Below are 14,087 nucleotides of genomic sequence, written 5' to 3' on the forward strand. Positions count from 1 at the left end.
CGATGTCTCTGGTGCCCTACGCCCTCGCCCGCCGCGTTTTGTTCAATCTGGACCCCGAAGTCGCCCACGACATCACCATGGCCGGCCTGGCGGCCAGCCAGGGCAACCCACTCAAGCTGGCCTATTGCAACGGCCGGGTGGACGACCCCGTTACCCTGGCAGGCCTGAAGTTCCCCAATCGCGTGGGCATGGCCGCCGGCCTGGACAAAAATGCCCGCTGCATCGACGGCCTGGGCGCCATGGGCTTTGGTTTTGTGGAGGTGGGCACCGTCACGCCCCTGGCCCAGCCTGGCAACCCCAAGCCGCGCATGTTCCGCCTGCCCGCAGCCAACGCGCTCATCAACCGCCTGGGCTTCAACAACGGCGGACTGGACGCCTTCGTTGCCAATGTGCAACGCTCGGCCCTGCGCCAAAGCAAGAACCCATCGCTGCTGCTGGGCCTGAACATCGGCAAGAACGCCGCCACACCCATCGAGAAGGCCACGGACGACTACCTGATCTGCCTGGACGGCGTCTACCCGCACGCGGACTACATCACGGTCAACATCTCCAGCCCCAACACCAAGAACCTGCGCAGCCTGCAGAGCGACGAGGCACTGGATGCACTCCTGGGCGCGATCGCCGAGCGCCGCGAGCAGCTGGCGCAGAAGCACGGCCAGCCAGACGGCAAAGGCGGCATGTCACCACGCCGCGTGCCCATCTTCCTGAAAATCGCCCCCGACTTGGAGGCGGACCAGGTCGCCGTCATCGCCGCCACGCTCAAGCGCTACGGCACCGACAGCAGCGGCCGGGTCAACAACGCCTGGGGCGTGATCGGCACCAACACCACGCTGTCACGCGATGCGGTGAAAGGCTTACCGAATGCAGAGGAAACCGGTGGCCTGTCAGGCGCGCCCGTGCTGGAGAAAAGCAATGCGGTGATTGCCCAGCTGCGCGCAGCGCTGGGCCGTGACTTCCCCATCATCGGCGTGGGCGGCATCATGTCTGCGGCCGATGCGGTCAGCAAAATCAAGGCCGGAGCCGATGTGGTGCAGATCTACACCGGGCTGATCTACCAAGGCCCTGCGCTGGTAAGGGACGCGGCCCTGGCGATCAAAAATATGAAGAAATAGGGCTCTAGCGCTCGCAGCTACTGCGCGAGCAGCTCCTTATTTCATAGCAATCAGGGCTCGACGGCGATACCAATCACCTTGGTGCCGTCGCCCACTGTACCCAGCAGCGTGGCCTTGCCGGTTTTCAGGTCCAGCGTGTAGAGGCGCGAAGCGGTTTGCGTTTGGGTGGTGACGGTGACAAAGGCCGCCCCTGTGACATCGGCGATGTCCAGGTTCGCATCCGTGATGTCGGCAATGCCCAACGCGCCCACGCTAAAAAGCAAACCGGTGTTAAAGGACACCACGGGCTGCACGCCCTCCAGCGAACCCTGCGTCACCAGGTAGCCACCATTGCGGTCGATGGCGTAGTTGGTGGTGAGTTTTTCGTCGGTCTTGTTGTAGGTGTAACCCGCCGCCACCAGCTCGGGCTTGATGCCGGCGCGCTTGTCACCTGCGGCGTAGGCAGGCGCAGGGTCGGTGGCGGCCAATGCGCCCGTTTCCGGGTGCAGGCGCAGGTTCTGGCCGCTGTTGCTGGCCACACGCACCCGGTCAGCCACCGGGTTGAAGTCCATGCCAAACACCTCTCCCTGCAGGGCCACGGCCGCCGCACTGCCCACAGGTTTGAGCGCGCCCGTAGGCACGTCCAGCGTGTACAGGCGCCCGGCACGGCTCAGGGTAAACAACACCCCTTTGGCAATGCGGTAGTCCATGCCCACCAGGGTCTCCCCCGCGGGCAAGCCAGTAACCGCGGTGCGCTGCAGCACCTTGCCTGGCTGGCCCGCATTCACCGTCAACAGCTCCATTTTTTGCGTGAGTACATGCAGGGTTTCCTTGCGCAGGGGCCCCTGCGCCTCGGGCGGGCTGGCGCAGCCTGCCAGAGCCGCCAAGGTTGCAGCCGCCAAGGTCCATTTACATCCGGTTTTTTCCAACGAATACATCATGATTGCCTCCAAAAGAAAAGTATCACCCCGCCCCTATGGCGCCAGCATGGCCTGTACATATTCTGCAATGGCCAGCGCACTGGTCAAGCCCGGCGACTCGATGCCAAACAAATTGACCAGCCCCGGCACTCCGTGCACCAAGGGGCCTTGAATCACAAAGTCTGATGCGACACTGCCCGGGCCGTGGATCTTGGGGCGCATGCCCGCATAGGCGGGCAGCAGCGCACCATCGGGCAGAGCGGGCCAGTATTTGCGCACTTCGGCATAAAACGCATCACCACGCGCCGGGTCCACCGCCAGGTCCTGCGGGTCGTCCACCCACTGCACATCCGGCCCAAAACGAGCCTGCCCGCCCAGATCGATGGTCAGGTGCACACCCAGGCCTGCAGCCTCGGGCACCGGGTAAATCAAGCGCGAGAACGGGCTGCGCCCGGCCAGCGTGAAGTAGTTGCCCTTGGCAAAGTGGGCCTGCGGCACATGCTGCGGGGCCAGCCCGGCAAAACGTGCGGCCAGCGCCGGAGCATGCAGCCCCGCCGCGTTGACCACGGTACGCGCGCGCAATTGCGTGCCATCTTCCGCTATCAAATCAATAGCTGTTTGCGCAATATTGGCATGGGCCAGGGGCGAATTGAGTGCCAAAACACCGCCTGCACGCTCCAAGTCGCCCAGCAAGGACAGCATAAGAGCATGGCTGTCCACAATACCGGTGGACGGTGAATGCAAGGCCGCCAGGCACTGCAGCTGTGGTTCGGCAGCACGGGCCTGGGCGGCGTCCAGCAGCACCAGGTCGCTCACGCCATTGGCGGCTGCCTTCGCCTGGATACCCTGCAGCTGCGCTACCTGCGCAGCATCGGTGGCCACGATGAATTTGCCGCAGCGCTGGTGCGGCAAGCCACGCTCGGCACAGTAGTCATACAGCAGCTGCTTGCCCCGCACACACAGCTGCGCCTTCAGCGAACCCGCGGGGTAATAAATGCCTGCATGGATGACTTCGCTGTTGCGCGCGCTGGTCTGGGTGCCAAAGGCATCGCAGGCTTCCAGCACCAGCACCTCGCGCCCCGCCAATGCCAGCGCGCGGGCCACCGCCAGACCCACCACCCCGGCGCCCACCACCACACAGTCCACCTGCTCCATGCCGACGCTCAACGGGCTGTGTCCGCACTGCCCGCCTGGGCAGGCAAATAGGCGGGGGCCTCGTCATCCCACATGCCAAAGGTCAGGGCCACCGGCCCCTTGTTACCGGCCCCGTAGGCATAACCTTTCACAGCGGTGAGCATGCTGAACTGCAGGGCGGCGGCGGTGCCGTCGTTACACCGCAGGTCCACCTCCCCCTGGGTGGTGGAGGTAAAACGTAGCTGCCCCATGCAGATGCTGGGCTCGCCCTGGCTGGCCGTCACATTCAAGGTACCGGTGCGGTCGGGGCTCAGGGTCACCGTGCCGTCCAGGCGCTGGCCTTGTACTTGCAGAATGGCCGCTGGCCTGCTGGAGCCCAACTGGACCATCAGGTTATTGAGATCGGCACATGCGCTGAGCCCCAGCACCAAGGGGATCGCCAGAACGCGTCCGTAAAGGGGCTTGCGAGAGTTCATTGCGCTGCTTCCATAGGTTGCAAAAGAGGACACCGGGCGGTGTACCATCTTATCGAGAAACCGCGGCGCCAAGCCCGGAAATACCGCTGTGCCGAGGGTCAAATCCGACGACTTGGCGCGGCCTTATTCGATGTAGGGAGACCCTTGTGACGACAACAACACCCACCACTGGTACCAGCCACCTGTTGCAGAAAACCTGGTTCCGCATCGTGGCCGTACTGGCCGCCTTGGTACTGGTCGCCGTTCTCGTGTTCCTGGCCGGACCGCGCAATGCCTTTGGCCCCAACACCCCCAGCGCACGGGCGCAAGCCCCCCAAGAAATTGCCCAGCTGGACGACTGGGTACGCAAGAGCGAAGCAGCCTTTCCCGACATCAAGCCCAACAACGAAAAACACATTGTCTGGGCCGGTGCTGCCGGCCAGCGCACCCCCTGGGCCGTGGTCTACATCCACGGCTTCTCCGCCAGCCGGCTGGAGACTGCCCCCATGACCGACCTGGTAGCCAAAGCACTGGGGGCCAACACCTTCTACACCCGCCTCACCGGCCACGGCCGCCCGGGCCCCGCCATGGGTGAGGCCACGGTGCAAGACTGGCTGGCCGACGCCCAGGAGGCCCTGCGCATTGGCCAAACGCTGGGGGACAAAGTTCTGGTCATCAGCTGTTCCACCGGGGCCACACTGGCCACTTGGCTGGGCGCCAATGGGCAGAGCGCCCAGGTGGCAGGCCATGTGTTTGTGTCGCCCAACTTTGGACCCAAAGACAAACGGGCAGAAATCATCAATGGCCCCTGGGGCCAGCAGATCGCCTTTGCCCTGCAGGGCGACAACCGCGGCGGCCCGGCCGAAAGCCCCGCAGAAGACGGCGCCTGGACCAACGCCTACCCCACACGCGCCCTTTTCCCGATGATGGCGCTGGTCAAAGGCGTACGCGAGAGTGAGCTCAGCGCCTTCCGCACGCCATTGCTGGTGCTGTACAGCGAGAAAGACCAGACCGTGGAGCCTGAACAGACCAAGACCGCGTTTGCCCGCATAGGCTCTGCCACCAAACAGATGCAGGCGGTGGACTACAGCGAATCCAAGGGGCAACACGTACTGGTCGGCGACATCAAGGCCCCCAAAGCCACTACCCCCATGGCGGAGACCATCATCCGCTGGGCCCAGGCCTTGCCCGCCCCCTGACCGGGAACAACACCCATGAGCACCGACAACGACGCCATTCTTCGTATGCCGCTCAAGGCCTTGGGGCTGCGCTCCGGCATGGCCCTGCAAACCCGGCGCCTGGTCGAAGGCACCAGCAAAAAAGAAGCGCAATTTTTTGGCGCTATCGAAGGCAAAGGGGTCATGGTGGGGCCGCAAAGTGCGGATGCCACGCAAACAGGCATGGAAGAAGGCGAAGTGTGTGTGGTGCGCGGATTCACCGGGCAGTACGAGTTTTCTTTCCTCAGCAAGGTGCTGCAAACCTTCGAAAAACCCTTTGCCTACGCACTCTTGGCCTACCCGGCCCAGGTAGACGCCAGACGCGTGCGCCAGTCCATGCGCACCAAAGTGTCCTGGCCCACCACGGCCCGGCCAGCGACCGCACCGCCTGAGGTCAGCGCGCGCTTGGTGGACCTGGTCGACATCAGCACAGACGGTGCGATGGTCAGCACGACCGACCCACTGGGGGCGATTGGGGAGCTGGTGGAACTGTCGATGGATGTGACTGTGGATGGCAACCCGGTCCAGCTGCATCTGAGCGGCAAGATATGCCACCACAGCCGGCCCATGGGGCAAGACCATTTTTTTGCCGGCCTGGCGTTCCAGGGCACCCGCCAAAATGACAAGCTGGTGCTCAACTACCTGACGCAAAACGCGCCCAACTGAATATTCGGCCCCACAACGAAAAAGGCCAGCGCAATGCGCTGGCCTTTTGTGTTTGGTGGGCGATGCAAGTTTCGAACTTGCGACCCCTGCAGTGTGAATGCAGTGCTCTACCCCTGAGCTAATCGCCCTGAATACTGATCAGGTAAGCCTCAGATTATATACCAAGATTTCAGGCCATTTGGCGCCATAGCGTTTTTCCACCACTGGATTTGTCGAGTTGGGTCAGCACCTCGTCGTGGGCGGCCAGCTCCTGCGCATTAGCCTGCAATGTGGGCAAGGCAATGCCGTGCAGATCCACACGTTCCACCACAGGGCCTGCGGTGTCCACCACCGCCGTTTCCATCAGCAGGGCATCCTGCCCCCGCGTCATGTTGATGTAGACATCGGCCAGCAGCTCGGCATCCAGCAAGGCGCCGTGCAGCGTACGCCCCGAGTTGTCCACTTCCAGGCGGCTGCACAAGGCATCCAGGCTGTTGCGCTTGCCAGGGAACATTTCCTTGGCCATCACCAGGGTGTCCAGCACACCCGCCACGTACTCTTTGAAAGGCTGGTGGCCGGTGCGCGCCAGCTCCATGTTCAGGAACGCCAGGTCGAACGGTGCGTTGTGGATGATGATTTCCGCATCGGCCACGTAATCGACCAGCTGTTGCGCGATGTCTGCAAACTTGGGCTTGTCGCTCAGAAACTGGGTGGTCAACCCGTGAACGCGCAGTGCCCCCTCGTCGCTATCGCGCCCGGGGTTCAGGTAAAAGTGCAGGTTGTTGCCCGTGAGCTTGCGGTTCACCAGCTCCACACAGCCGATTTCCACCATGCGGTCCGGGTTGTCCGGGTGGTTGGCGTAAAAACCCGTCGTTTCTGTGTCCAGAAAAATTTGGCGCATAGTTTCAATAATACTCAGTGGGTGTTTTTCCGCCGGGCCGCCCCAAGGAAAAACGCGCCCCTCGGGGGCAGCGACCCGCGCAGCGGTGGAGCGTGGGGCTAATGATTCTCTTTGGCGTGGTTCAGCGAGTACTTGGGGATTTCTACCACCAGGTCTTTTTGGGCCAAAAACGCCTGGCAGCTGAGCCGCGATTGTGGTTGCAATCCCCAGGCACGGTCCAGCAAGTCCTCTTCGGTTTCTTCCAGTTCATTAAGCGAGGCAAAACCTTCGCGCACCACCACGTGGCAGGTGGTGCAGGCGCAGCTCATGTCACACGCGTGTTCAATCTTGATGCCGTTTTCCAGCAAGGCTTCGCAAATAGAGGTACCCGCGGGTGCAGAGACTTCGGCCCCCTGGGGGCAGTACTCGGCGTGGGGCAGGATTTTGATAATGGGCATGGTGCTTCTTCCCGCGCGGGGTCAGAGGGTTTCAATGTTTTTGCCAGCCAGCGCCTGCGCGATACCGCGGTTCATGCGCAGGGCGGCAAAGGCTTCGGTGGCCAGGGCCAGGGCTTTGGATTGGGCTTCCACAAACGCCGCATCTTCGCTGCTGCGGGCCACGTCCAGCGCTTGCATCGCCGTATCCACGTCGGCGCGCTCTTGCGTACTGAGCAAGTCCCCATCGACAGCCAGCGCACTGTGGGTGGCCAGCAGCAAGCGGTCCGCATCGACCCGGGCCTCCACCAGCGCACGGGCACGCATGTCGGCCTCCGCCGTGGTGAAACTCTCTTTGAGCATCTGCGCAATCTGGTCGTCGCTCAAACCATAGGATGGCTTCACATCAATACGCGCCTCGACACCACTCACCTGCTCCTTGGCAGACACGTTGAGCAGCCCATCGGCATCCACGGTAAAGGTCACGCGAATGCGCGCTGCGCCGGCCGCCATGGGCGGAATGCCGCGCAGCTCAAAACGCGCCAGGCTGCGGCAATCAGCGACCAAGTCGCGCTCACCCTGCACCACGTGCAAGGCCAGGGCGGTCTGACCATCCTTGTAGGTGGTGAAATCCTGCGCCATGGCGGTGGGAATGGTCTGGTTGCGCGGCACGATGCGCTCCACCAAGCCGCCCATGGTCTCAATGCCCAAGGACAAAGGGATCACGTCCAGCAGCAACAAATCGCCCGTGGGGTTGTTGCCCGCCAACTGGTTGGCCTGGATGGAGGCGCCCAGGGCCACGACTTCATCCGGGTTCAGGTTGGTCAGGGGCTCCTGGCCAAAAAACTCCGCCACCAGGCGGCGCACCTGCGGCATGCGGGTGGAGCCACCCACCATAACCACGCCCTTGATATCTTCTTTTTGCAGGGTCGCATCGCGCAAAGCTTTGCGCACAGCCTGCAGGGTTCGGGCCGTCAGCGGTGCCGTCAGTTGTTCAAACTGGTCGCGGTTCAGCGACAGGTCCAGACTGCCGGACGACAGGTCCACTTCGGCTGTCACGATGTCCTCTGACGACAACGCTTCCTTGGCACTGCGGGCCTCGGCCATCAGCAAGGCCTGGTCTTCCGGCGTGTTTGCACTCAGACCGGCCTCCTGCAGGAGCCAATCCGCCAGGGCTCGGTCATAGTCATCACCGCCCAATGCCGAGTCGCCCCCCGTGGCCAGCACCTCGAACACACCAGCCGACAAACGCAGAATGGAAATATCGAAAGTGCCACCGCCCAAGTCGTACACGGCATAAACACCTTCGGACGCGTTATCCAGGCCATAGGCAATGGCCGCGGCCGTGGGTTCATTGATCAGGCGCAACACATTGAGGCCGGCCAGCTGCGCCGCATCCTTGGTGGCCTGACGCTGCGCATCGTCAAAGTACGCGGGCACGGTGACCACGGCACCGTAGATGTCGTCGTTGAAGGTGTCTTCGGCACGAAAGCGCAGTGTCGCCAAAATCTCGGCACTCACTTCGACCGGGCTTTTGTCCCCTGCAATGGTGCGCACCTTGACCATGCCCGGTGTTTCCAGCAGCGCGTAGGGCAGCTTCTCCGGGTGGGCTATGTCCTGGATACCACGGCCCATCAGACGTTTGACCGAGGCAATCGTGTTGCCAGGATCGCTGGCCTGATGCTCCAGTGCGGCATAGCCAATCTGGCGGCGCTGGGCATCCACATAACGCACCACGCTAGGCAAGATCACTTTGCCGTCCGCATCGGGCAGGCACTCAGCAGTTCCGTTGCGCACCGCGGCTACCAGCGAATGGGTGGTGCCCAGGTCAATGCCTACAGCAATGCGGCGCTCGTGTGGGTTGGGCGATTGCCCAGGTTCAGAAATTTGTAGAAGCGCCATGGCGGTAATTATTCAAACTGGTCGAAGCGCTGGTTCAGGTCTTGGGTGAATTTTTCGATGAACATCAGGGCCCGCACAGGCCCCACGGCCGCAACCGCATCGTGCTGTTGGTCCAGCAGGCTGGCACATTGTTGCAGCAATTGCGCGCGCGAGGCATCGACCTCGGCCTGCAACGCCTCCAGTGCGGGCACCGCTTCCGCATCGTCCAGCGCCTCGCGCCATTCCATCTGCTGCATCAGAAATGCAGCAGGCATGGCCGTGTTGCTGTGGGCATTCACGGGAGCACCTCCCAGTTCACACAGGTAGGCCGCGCGCTTGAGCGGGTCCTTCAGACGCTGGTAGGCCTCGTTGATGCGCACCGACCATTGCATGGCCACGCGTTGCGCGGCTGCGCCTTGGGCGGCAAATTTGTCAGGGTGGGCTTCGCGTTGCAGCGCCTTCCAGCGGGCGTCGAGTGCGGAGCGGTCTTGCGCGAACTGCCGGGTCAGACCAAACAGCTCGAAATCATCGGCCTGCAGGTTCACACGCGGAAGGATTCGCCGCAACCGCACTTGTCGCGCTCGTTGGGGTTGTTGAAGCGAAAACCTTCGTTCAACCCTTCACGTACAAAGTCCAGCTGCGTACCGTCGATGTAGGCCAGGCTTTTGGGATCCACCAACACCTTCACACCAAAACCTTCAAACACGATGTCTTCGGGCGACAACTCGTCCACGTACTCCAACTGGTACGCCAGGCCGGAGCAGCCGGTGGTCTTGACGCCCAGACGCACGCCCACACCCTTGCCGCGCTTGGTCAGGTAACGGGTCACGTGCCGTGCGGCGGCCTCGGTCAGAGAAACTGTCATGTTGTGATCAGTTGGGGACAGAGCTAAAGGTCTGTCCCGCAAACTTATTAGTTAAGGTGTTTTTTCTTGTAGTCATCCACGGCTGCCTTGATGGCGTCTTCGGCCAGGATGGAGCAGTGAATCTTCACGGGCGGCAAGGCCAGTTCTTCGGCGATCTGGCTATTCTTCAGTGCTGCTGCTTCGTCGAGCGTCTTGCCCTTGACCCATTCAGTCACCAACGAGCTGGAGGCAATGGCCGAACCGCAGCCATAGGTTTTGAAGCGTGCGTCTTCAATCACACCCGTGAGTGGGTTGACCTTGATCTGCAGTTTCATCACGTCGCCGCACGCAGGCGCGCCCACCATGCCGGTGCCTACACTGTCATCGCCTTTTTCAAAGCTGCCCACGTTGCGGGGATTTTCGTAGTGATCAACGACTTTATCTGAATATGCCATTTGGATTACCTCTTCACTCTTCAATAACTTTTAGTGCGCAGCCCACTGGATGGTGCTGATGTCGATGCCTTCTTTGTACATGTCCCACAGCGGGCTCAGGTCACGCAGCTTGGCCACGTTTTTCTTGATGGTATCCACGGCGTAGTCGATGTCGGCCTCGGTGGTCCAGCGGCCAATGGTCATGCGCAGGCTGCTGTGCGCCAGCTCATCGCTGCGGCCCAGGGCGCGCAGCACATAGCTGGGTTCGAGCGATGCCGAAGTACAAGCAGAACCCGACGACACGGCCAAGCCCTTGATACCCATGATCAGCGATTCACCTTCCACATAGTTGAAGCTCATGTTCAGGTTGTGAGGCACACGCTTGGATTCGTGGCCGTTGATGAACACCTGCTCCACATCCTTCAAGCCTGCCAGCATGCGGTCGTGCAGGGCCTGGATGCGGATGTTCTCGGCATGCATTTCTTCTTTGGCAATGCGGTAGGCCTCGCCCATACCGACGATTTGGTGCGTGGGCAAGGTGCCGCTGCGCATGCCACGCTCGTGGCCACCACCGTGCATTTGTGCTTCCAGGCGGATACGGGGCTTGCGGCGCACAAACAACGCGCCAATGCCCTTGGGGCCATAGGTCTTGTGCGAGGTCAGGCTCATCAGGTCGACCGGCAGCGTGGCCATGTCGATGTCTACACGGCCCGTAGCCTGGGCAGCGTCCACATGGAAGATCACGCCTTTTTCACGGCAGATGGTGCCAATGGCGGCGATCTCCTGGATCACACCAATCTCGTTGTTCACGAACATCACGCTGGCCAGGATGGTGTCGGGGCGAATCGCGGCCTTGAAGGCGTCCAGATCCACCAAACCGTCGTCCTGCACGTCGAGGTAGGTCACCTCAAAGCCTTGGCGCTCCAATTCACGGCAGGTATCCAGCACGGCTTTGTGCTCGGTCTTCACCGTGATCAGGTGTTTGCCCTTGGACTGGTAAAAATGCGCAGCGCCCTTGAGGGCCAAGTTGTTGGACTCGGTCGCGCCCGATGTCCAGACGATTTCGCGCGGGTCAGCGCCAATCAGCGCAGCCACTTGCTCGCGGGCCTTTTCGACCGCGGCTTCGGCTTCCCAACCCCAGGCATGGCTGCGCGATGCCGGATTGCCAAAGTGGTTGCGCAACCAGGGCACCATGGCATCCACCACCCGCTCATCGCAAGGGTTGGTGGCGCTGTAGTCCATGTAAATGGGGAAGTGGGGAGTGGTATCCATGGCTGGCTCGGTACTGGCTAAAAAATAAAAACGGGGAAATCAGGAATTGGAGAACGCGTTGCAGTCTTAGGACTTGGCAAACGTGTTGCCAAGAGCAAACACCGAATTCGGTGCATTCACACGGATGGGTTTGACCACGGGCATGGCCGAGATGGCGCGTTTGATGGTGGGTTTGTCTTCGACTTGCAGGCCTTTGGCCAACTGGTCATCCACCAACTTTTGCAGCGTGACGGAATCCAAAAACTCCACCATGCGGGTATTCAGGGAGGCCCACAAATCATGGGTCATGCAGCGGGTGCCCTCACCCAGGCAGTTTTCCTTGCCACCACACTGGGTGGCGTCAATGGGCTCGTCCACGGACACAATAATTTCAGCGACGGTGATGTCGCTGGCTTTGCGAGCAAGGGTATACCCGCCCCCAGGCCCACGGGTGGACTCCACCAGCTCATGGCGGCGCAACTTGCCGAACAACTGCTCCAGATAAGACAGGGAGATTTGCTGGCGCTGGCTGATGGCCGCCAATGTCACGGGACCCGAGCTTTGGCGCAAGCCCAAATCGATCATCGCGGTGACCGCAAAACGGCCTTTGGTGGTGAGACGCATCGCTTGCTCCTTCAGTCGTGGGGTTGTTGACTAACGGACTCAAGTATACCACGCGACCCTTCAACTTGCTCGGGTAAGCAGACTGGCCAGTCTATTAACCCGATAGATTTAATCAACTTTACAAAATCACAACGTTGTCGGCCCCGGGCGCACCAAAGGCCTGCTCCTTGAGGATGTGCAATTGGTCGCGCACCCGCGCCGCTTTTTCGAACTCCAGGTTGCGCGCGTGCTCCATCATCAGCTTCTCCAAGCGTTTGATTTCGCGGGAAATATCCTTCTCGCTCATGTCCTCCACCTGCGCACGTTGTTGGGCGTCGCGCTCCAGGCGATCGGCTTCCTTGCCAGCCTTCTCGCTGTAAACACCGTCGATCAGATCGCGCACCTTTTTCACAATGGCACGCGGGGTGATGCCCCGTTCCAGGTTGTGGGCAATCTGTTTTTTGCGGCGGCGCTCGGTCTCGCCAATCGCGCGCTCCATCGAATCCGTGATCTTGTCCGCATACAAGATGGCCCGGCCTTCCAGATTTCGGGCGGCCCGGCCGATGGTCTGGATCAGCGAGCGCTCGGAACGCAAAAAGCCCTCCTTGTCGGCGTCCAGAATCGCCACGAGCGACACCTCGGGAATGTCCAAGCCCTCGCGCAGCAGGTTGATACCGACCAGCACGTCGAAGGTGCCCAAGCGCAGGTCGCGCAGGATTTCCACGCGTTCCACCGTGTCCACATCACTGTGCAGGTAGCGCACCTTCACGCCGTTGTCGGTCAGGTAGTCGGTCAGTTGCTCGGCCATGCGCTTGGTCAGCGTGGTGATCAACACACGCTCATTTTTCTCCACGCGGATGCGGATTTCCTGCAGCACGTCATCCACCTGGCTGGTGGCCGGGCGCACCTCCACCTCGGGGTCCACCAGGCCCGTGGGTCGCACCAACTGCTCCACCACCTTGCCCGCATGGTCTTTTTCCCACTGGGCCGGTGTGGCGGAAACAAAGATGGCCTGGCGCATCTTGGTCTCGAACTCTTCAAACTTGAGTGGTCGGTTGTCCAGCGCGCTGGGCAGGCGGAACCCGTATTCCACCAGCGTGGTCTTGCGCGCCCGGTCGCCGTTGTACATGCCGCCAAACTGCCCGATCAGCACATGGCTTTCGTCCAAAAACATCACCGCGTCCTTGGGCAGGTAATCGGTCAGCGTAGAAGGTGGCTCACCCGGCTCCGTACCGCTCAGGTGGCGCGAGTAATTTTCGATACCCTTGCAGTGCCCTACTTCGCTCAGCATTTCCAGGTCGAAGCGCGTGCGCTGCTCCAGCCGCTGGGCTTCCACCAGCTTGCCCATGCTGACAAACTCCTTGAGCCGGTCTGACAGCTCCGTCTTGATGGTCTCCACCGCCATTAGCACCTGCTCGCGCGGGGTCACATAGTGGCTGCTGGGGTACACGGTGAAGCGCGGGATCTTCTGGCGGATGCGGCCGGTCAGAGGATCGAACAGCTGCAGGCTCTCGATCTCGTCGTCAAACAGCTCCACGCGGATCGCCATCTCGGAATGCTCGGCAGGGAAGATGTCGATGGTGTCGCCCCGCACACGGAAGGCCCCGCGGCTGAAATCCATGTCGTTGCGCTGGTACTGCATGCGCACCAGCTGGGCAATCATGTCGCGCTGACCCAGTTTGTCACCGGTGCGCAGCGTCATCACCATCTGGTGGTAACTCTCGGGCTTGCCGATACCGTAAATGGCCGACACCGTGGCCACGATCACCACATCGCGTCGTTCCAGCAGGCTCTTGGTGCAGCTCAGGCGCATCTGCTCAATGTGCTCGTTGATGGCGCTGTCCTTCTCGATGAACAGATCACGCTGCGGCACATAGGCCTCGGGCTGGTAGTAGTCGTAGTAGCTGACGAAGTACTCCACGGCGTTCTTGGGGAAGAACTCGCGAAACTCGCTGTACAGCTGCGCGGCCAGTGTCTTGTTGGGCGCAAACACAATGGCCGGGCGCCCCAGCCGGGCAATCACGTTGGCCATGGTGAAGGTCTTGCCCGAGCCGGTTACGCCCAGCAGTGTCTGGAACACTTCACCGTCTGTCACCCCCTCCACCAGCTGGTCAATCGCCTCAGGTTGGTCACCTGCCGGGGGGTAGGGCTGGTAGAGCTCGTAGGGCGAATCCGGGTAGCGCACAAAAGTACCGGTGCGCACCTGCTCGGCGTCGTCGGTCACTGCGGGGGTGGGCTGGGGGGAAGGCATGGCGGCGTGCTTAAAAGGGGCAAAGGTGGAACTGTAGACTAGACCGC

15 protein-coding genes and 1 tRNA gene are annotated in these 14,087 nt (G+C 61.6%); 3 read left to right on the top strand and 13 right to left on the bottom strand.

Annotated features, from left to right (window positions below; genetic code table 11):
• Positions 1 to 2 precede the first annotated feature (2 nt).
• On the top strand, positions 3 to 1,112 hold the full coding sequence (locus AC097A_RS00925; protein WP_479619418.1) for a quinone-dependent dihydroorotate dehydrogenase: 1,110 nt from the start codon (positions 3 to 5) through the stop codon (positions 1,110 to 1,112).
• A gap of 50 nt (positions 1,113 to 1,162) precedes the next feature.
• Here the strand turns inward: AC097A_RS00925 and AC097A_RS00930 are convergent, their stop codons facing one another.
• From AC097A_RS00930 to AC097A_RS00940, 3 genes are read right to left on the bottom strand one after another with little or no spacing between them, the layout of a single operon-like run.
• Positions 1,163 to 2,032 carry a DUF4394 domain-containing protein gene (locus AC097A_RS00930; RefSeq protein ID WP_479619419.1) on the bottom strand — a complete coding sequence of 290 codons (870 nt, stop codon included), beginning with the start codon at positions 2,030 to 2,032 and terminating at the stop codon, positions 1,163 to 1,165.
• Between the two features lie 33 nt (positions 2,033 to 2,065).
• Positions 2,066 to 3,166, bottom strand: coding sequence for an NAD(P)/FAD-dependent oxidoreductase (locus AC097A_RS00935; protein ID WP_479619420.1), 1,101 nt, complete (start codon positions 3,164 to 3,166; stop codon positions 2,066 to 2,068).
• An 8-nt stretch (positions 3,167 to 3,174) separates the two neighbouring features.
• On the bottom strand, positions 3,175 to 3,621 hold the full coding sequence (locus tag AC097A_RS00940; protein WP_105259525.1) for a hypothetical protein: 447 nt from the start codon (positions 3,619 to 3,621) through the stop codon (positions 3,175 to 3,177).
• Positions 3,622 to 3,767: 146 nt separating this feature from the next.
• On the opposite strand from AC097A_RS00940, the gene AC097A_RS00945 reads away from it, so the two are divergent.
• On the top strand, positions 3,768 to 4,799 hold the full coding sequence (locus tag AC097A_RS00945; RefSeq protein WP_479619421.1) for an alpha/beta hydrolase: 1,032 nt from the start codon (positions 3,768 to 3,770) through the stop codon (positions 4,797 to 4,799).
• A 15-nt stretch (positions 4,800 to 4,814) separates the two neighbouring features.
• Positions 4,815 to 5,483, top strand: a complete 669-nt coding sequence (locus AC097A_RS00950; protein WP_105259527.1) for a PilZ domain-containing protein — start codon at positions 4,815 to 4,817, stop codon at positions 5,481 to 5,483.
• Positions 5,484 to 5,536: 53 nt separating this feature from the next.
• On the opposite strand, the gene AC097A_RS00955 is transcribed toward AC097A_RS00950, so the two are convergent.
• The 10 genes from AC097A_RS00955 to uvrB all read right to left on the bottom strand — a co-directional run bounded on the left by AC097A_RS00955 (position 5,537) and on the right by uvrB (position 14,040).
• Positions 5,537 to 5,611, bottom strand: a tRNA-Val gene (locus tag AC097A_RS00955).
• A gap of 41 nt (positions 5,612 to 5,652) precedes the next feature.
• Entirely contained in the window at positions 5,653 to 6,363 is a 711-nt protein-coding gene (gene dnaQ / locus AC097A_RS00960) for a DNA polymerase III subunit epsilon (RefSeq protein WP_315478285.1), read from the bottom strand.
• A gap of 98 nt (positions 6,364 to 6,461) precedes the next feature.
• Positions 6,462 to 6,800 (bottom strand): ISC system 2Fe-2S type ferredoxin, encoded by a 339-nt coding sequence (gene fdx, locus AC097A_RS00965; protein WP_094478765.1) that lies wholly within the window; start codon positions 6,798 to 6,800, stop codon positions 6,462 to 6,464.
• Positions 6,801 to 6,821: 21 nt separating this feature from the next.
• Positions 6,822 to 8,678 carry a Fe-S protein assembly chaperone HscA gene (hscA, locus tag AC097A_RS00970; protein WP_479619422.1) on the bottom strand — a complete coding sequence of 619 codons (1,857 nt, stop codon included), beginning with the start codon at positions 8,676 to 8,678 and terminating at the stop codon, positions 6,822 to 6,824.
• Positions 8,679 to 8,686: 8 nt separating this feature from the next.
• Positions 8,687 to 9,202, bottom strand: a complete 516-nt coding sequence (gene hscB, locus AC097A_RS00975) for a Fe-S protein assembly co-chaperone HscB (protein ID WP_315478286.1) — start codon at positions 9,200 to 9,202, stop codon at positions 8,687 to 8,689.
• On the bottom strand, positions 9,199 to 9,522 hold the full coding sequence (gene iscA / locus AC097A_RS00980) for an iron-sulfur cluster assembly protein IscA (RefSeq protein ID WP_105259531.1): 324 nt from the start codon (positions 9,520 to 9,522) through the stop codon (positions 9,199 to 9,201). The genes hscB and iscA overlap by 4 nt, the downstream gene beginning before the upstream one ends.
• 47 nt (positions 9,523 to 9,569) lie before the next feature.
• Positions 9,570 to 9,956 carry a Fe-S cluster assembly scaffold IscU gene (gene iscU / locus AC097A_RS00985; RefSeq protein WP_105259532.1) on the bottom strand — a complete coding sequence of 129 codons (387 nt, stop codon included), beginning with the start codon at positions 9,954 to 9,956 and terminating at the stop codon, positions 9,570 to 9,572.
• Positions 9,957 to 9,986: 30 nt separating this feature from the next.
• Positions 9,987 to 11,207, bottom strand: coding sequence for an IscS subfamily cysteine desulfurase (locus AC097A_RS00990; protein ID WP_479619423.1), 1,221 nt, complete (start codon positions 11,205 to 11,207; stop codon positions 9,987 to 9,989).
• A 66-nt stretch (positions 11,208 to 11,273) separates the two neighbouring features.
• Positions 11,274 to 11,810 (bottom strand): Fe-S cluster assembly transcriptional regulator IscR, encoded by a 537-nt coding sequence (iscR, locus tag AC097A_RS00995; protein WP_105259534.1) that lies wholly within the window; start codon positions 11,808 to 11,810, stop codon positions 11,274 to 11,276.
• 118 nt (positions 11,811 to 11,928) lie between these two features.
• A complete protein-coding gene (gene uvrB, locus AC097A_RS01000) occupies positions 11,929 to 14,040 on the bottom strand; it encodes an excinuclease ABC subunit UvrB (protein WP_315848348.1) in 2,112 nt (703 codons plus the stop codon).
• Positions 14,041 to 14,087 lie beyond the last annotated feature (47 nt).

It is taken from the genome of Rhodoferax sp. XS2R6, assembly GCF_056521365.1.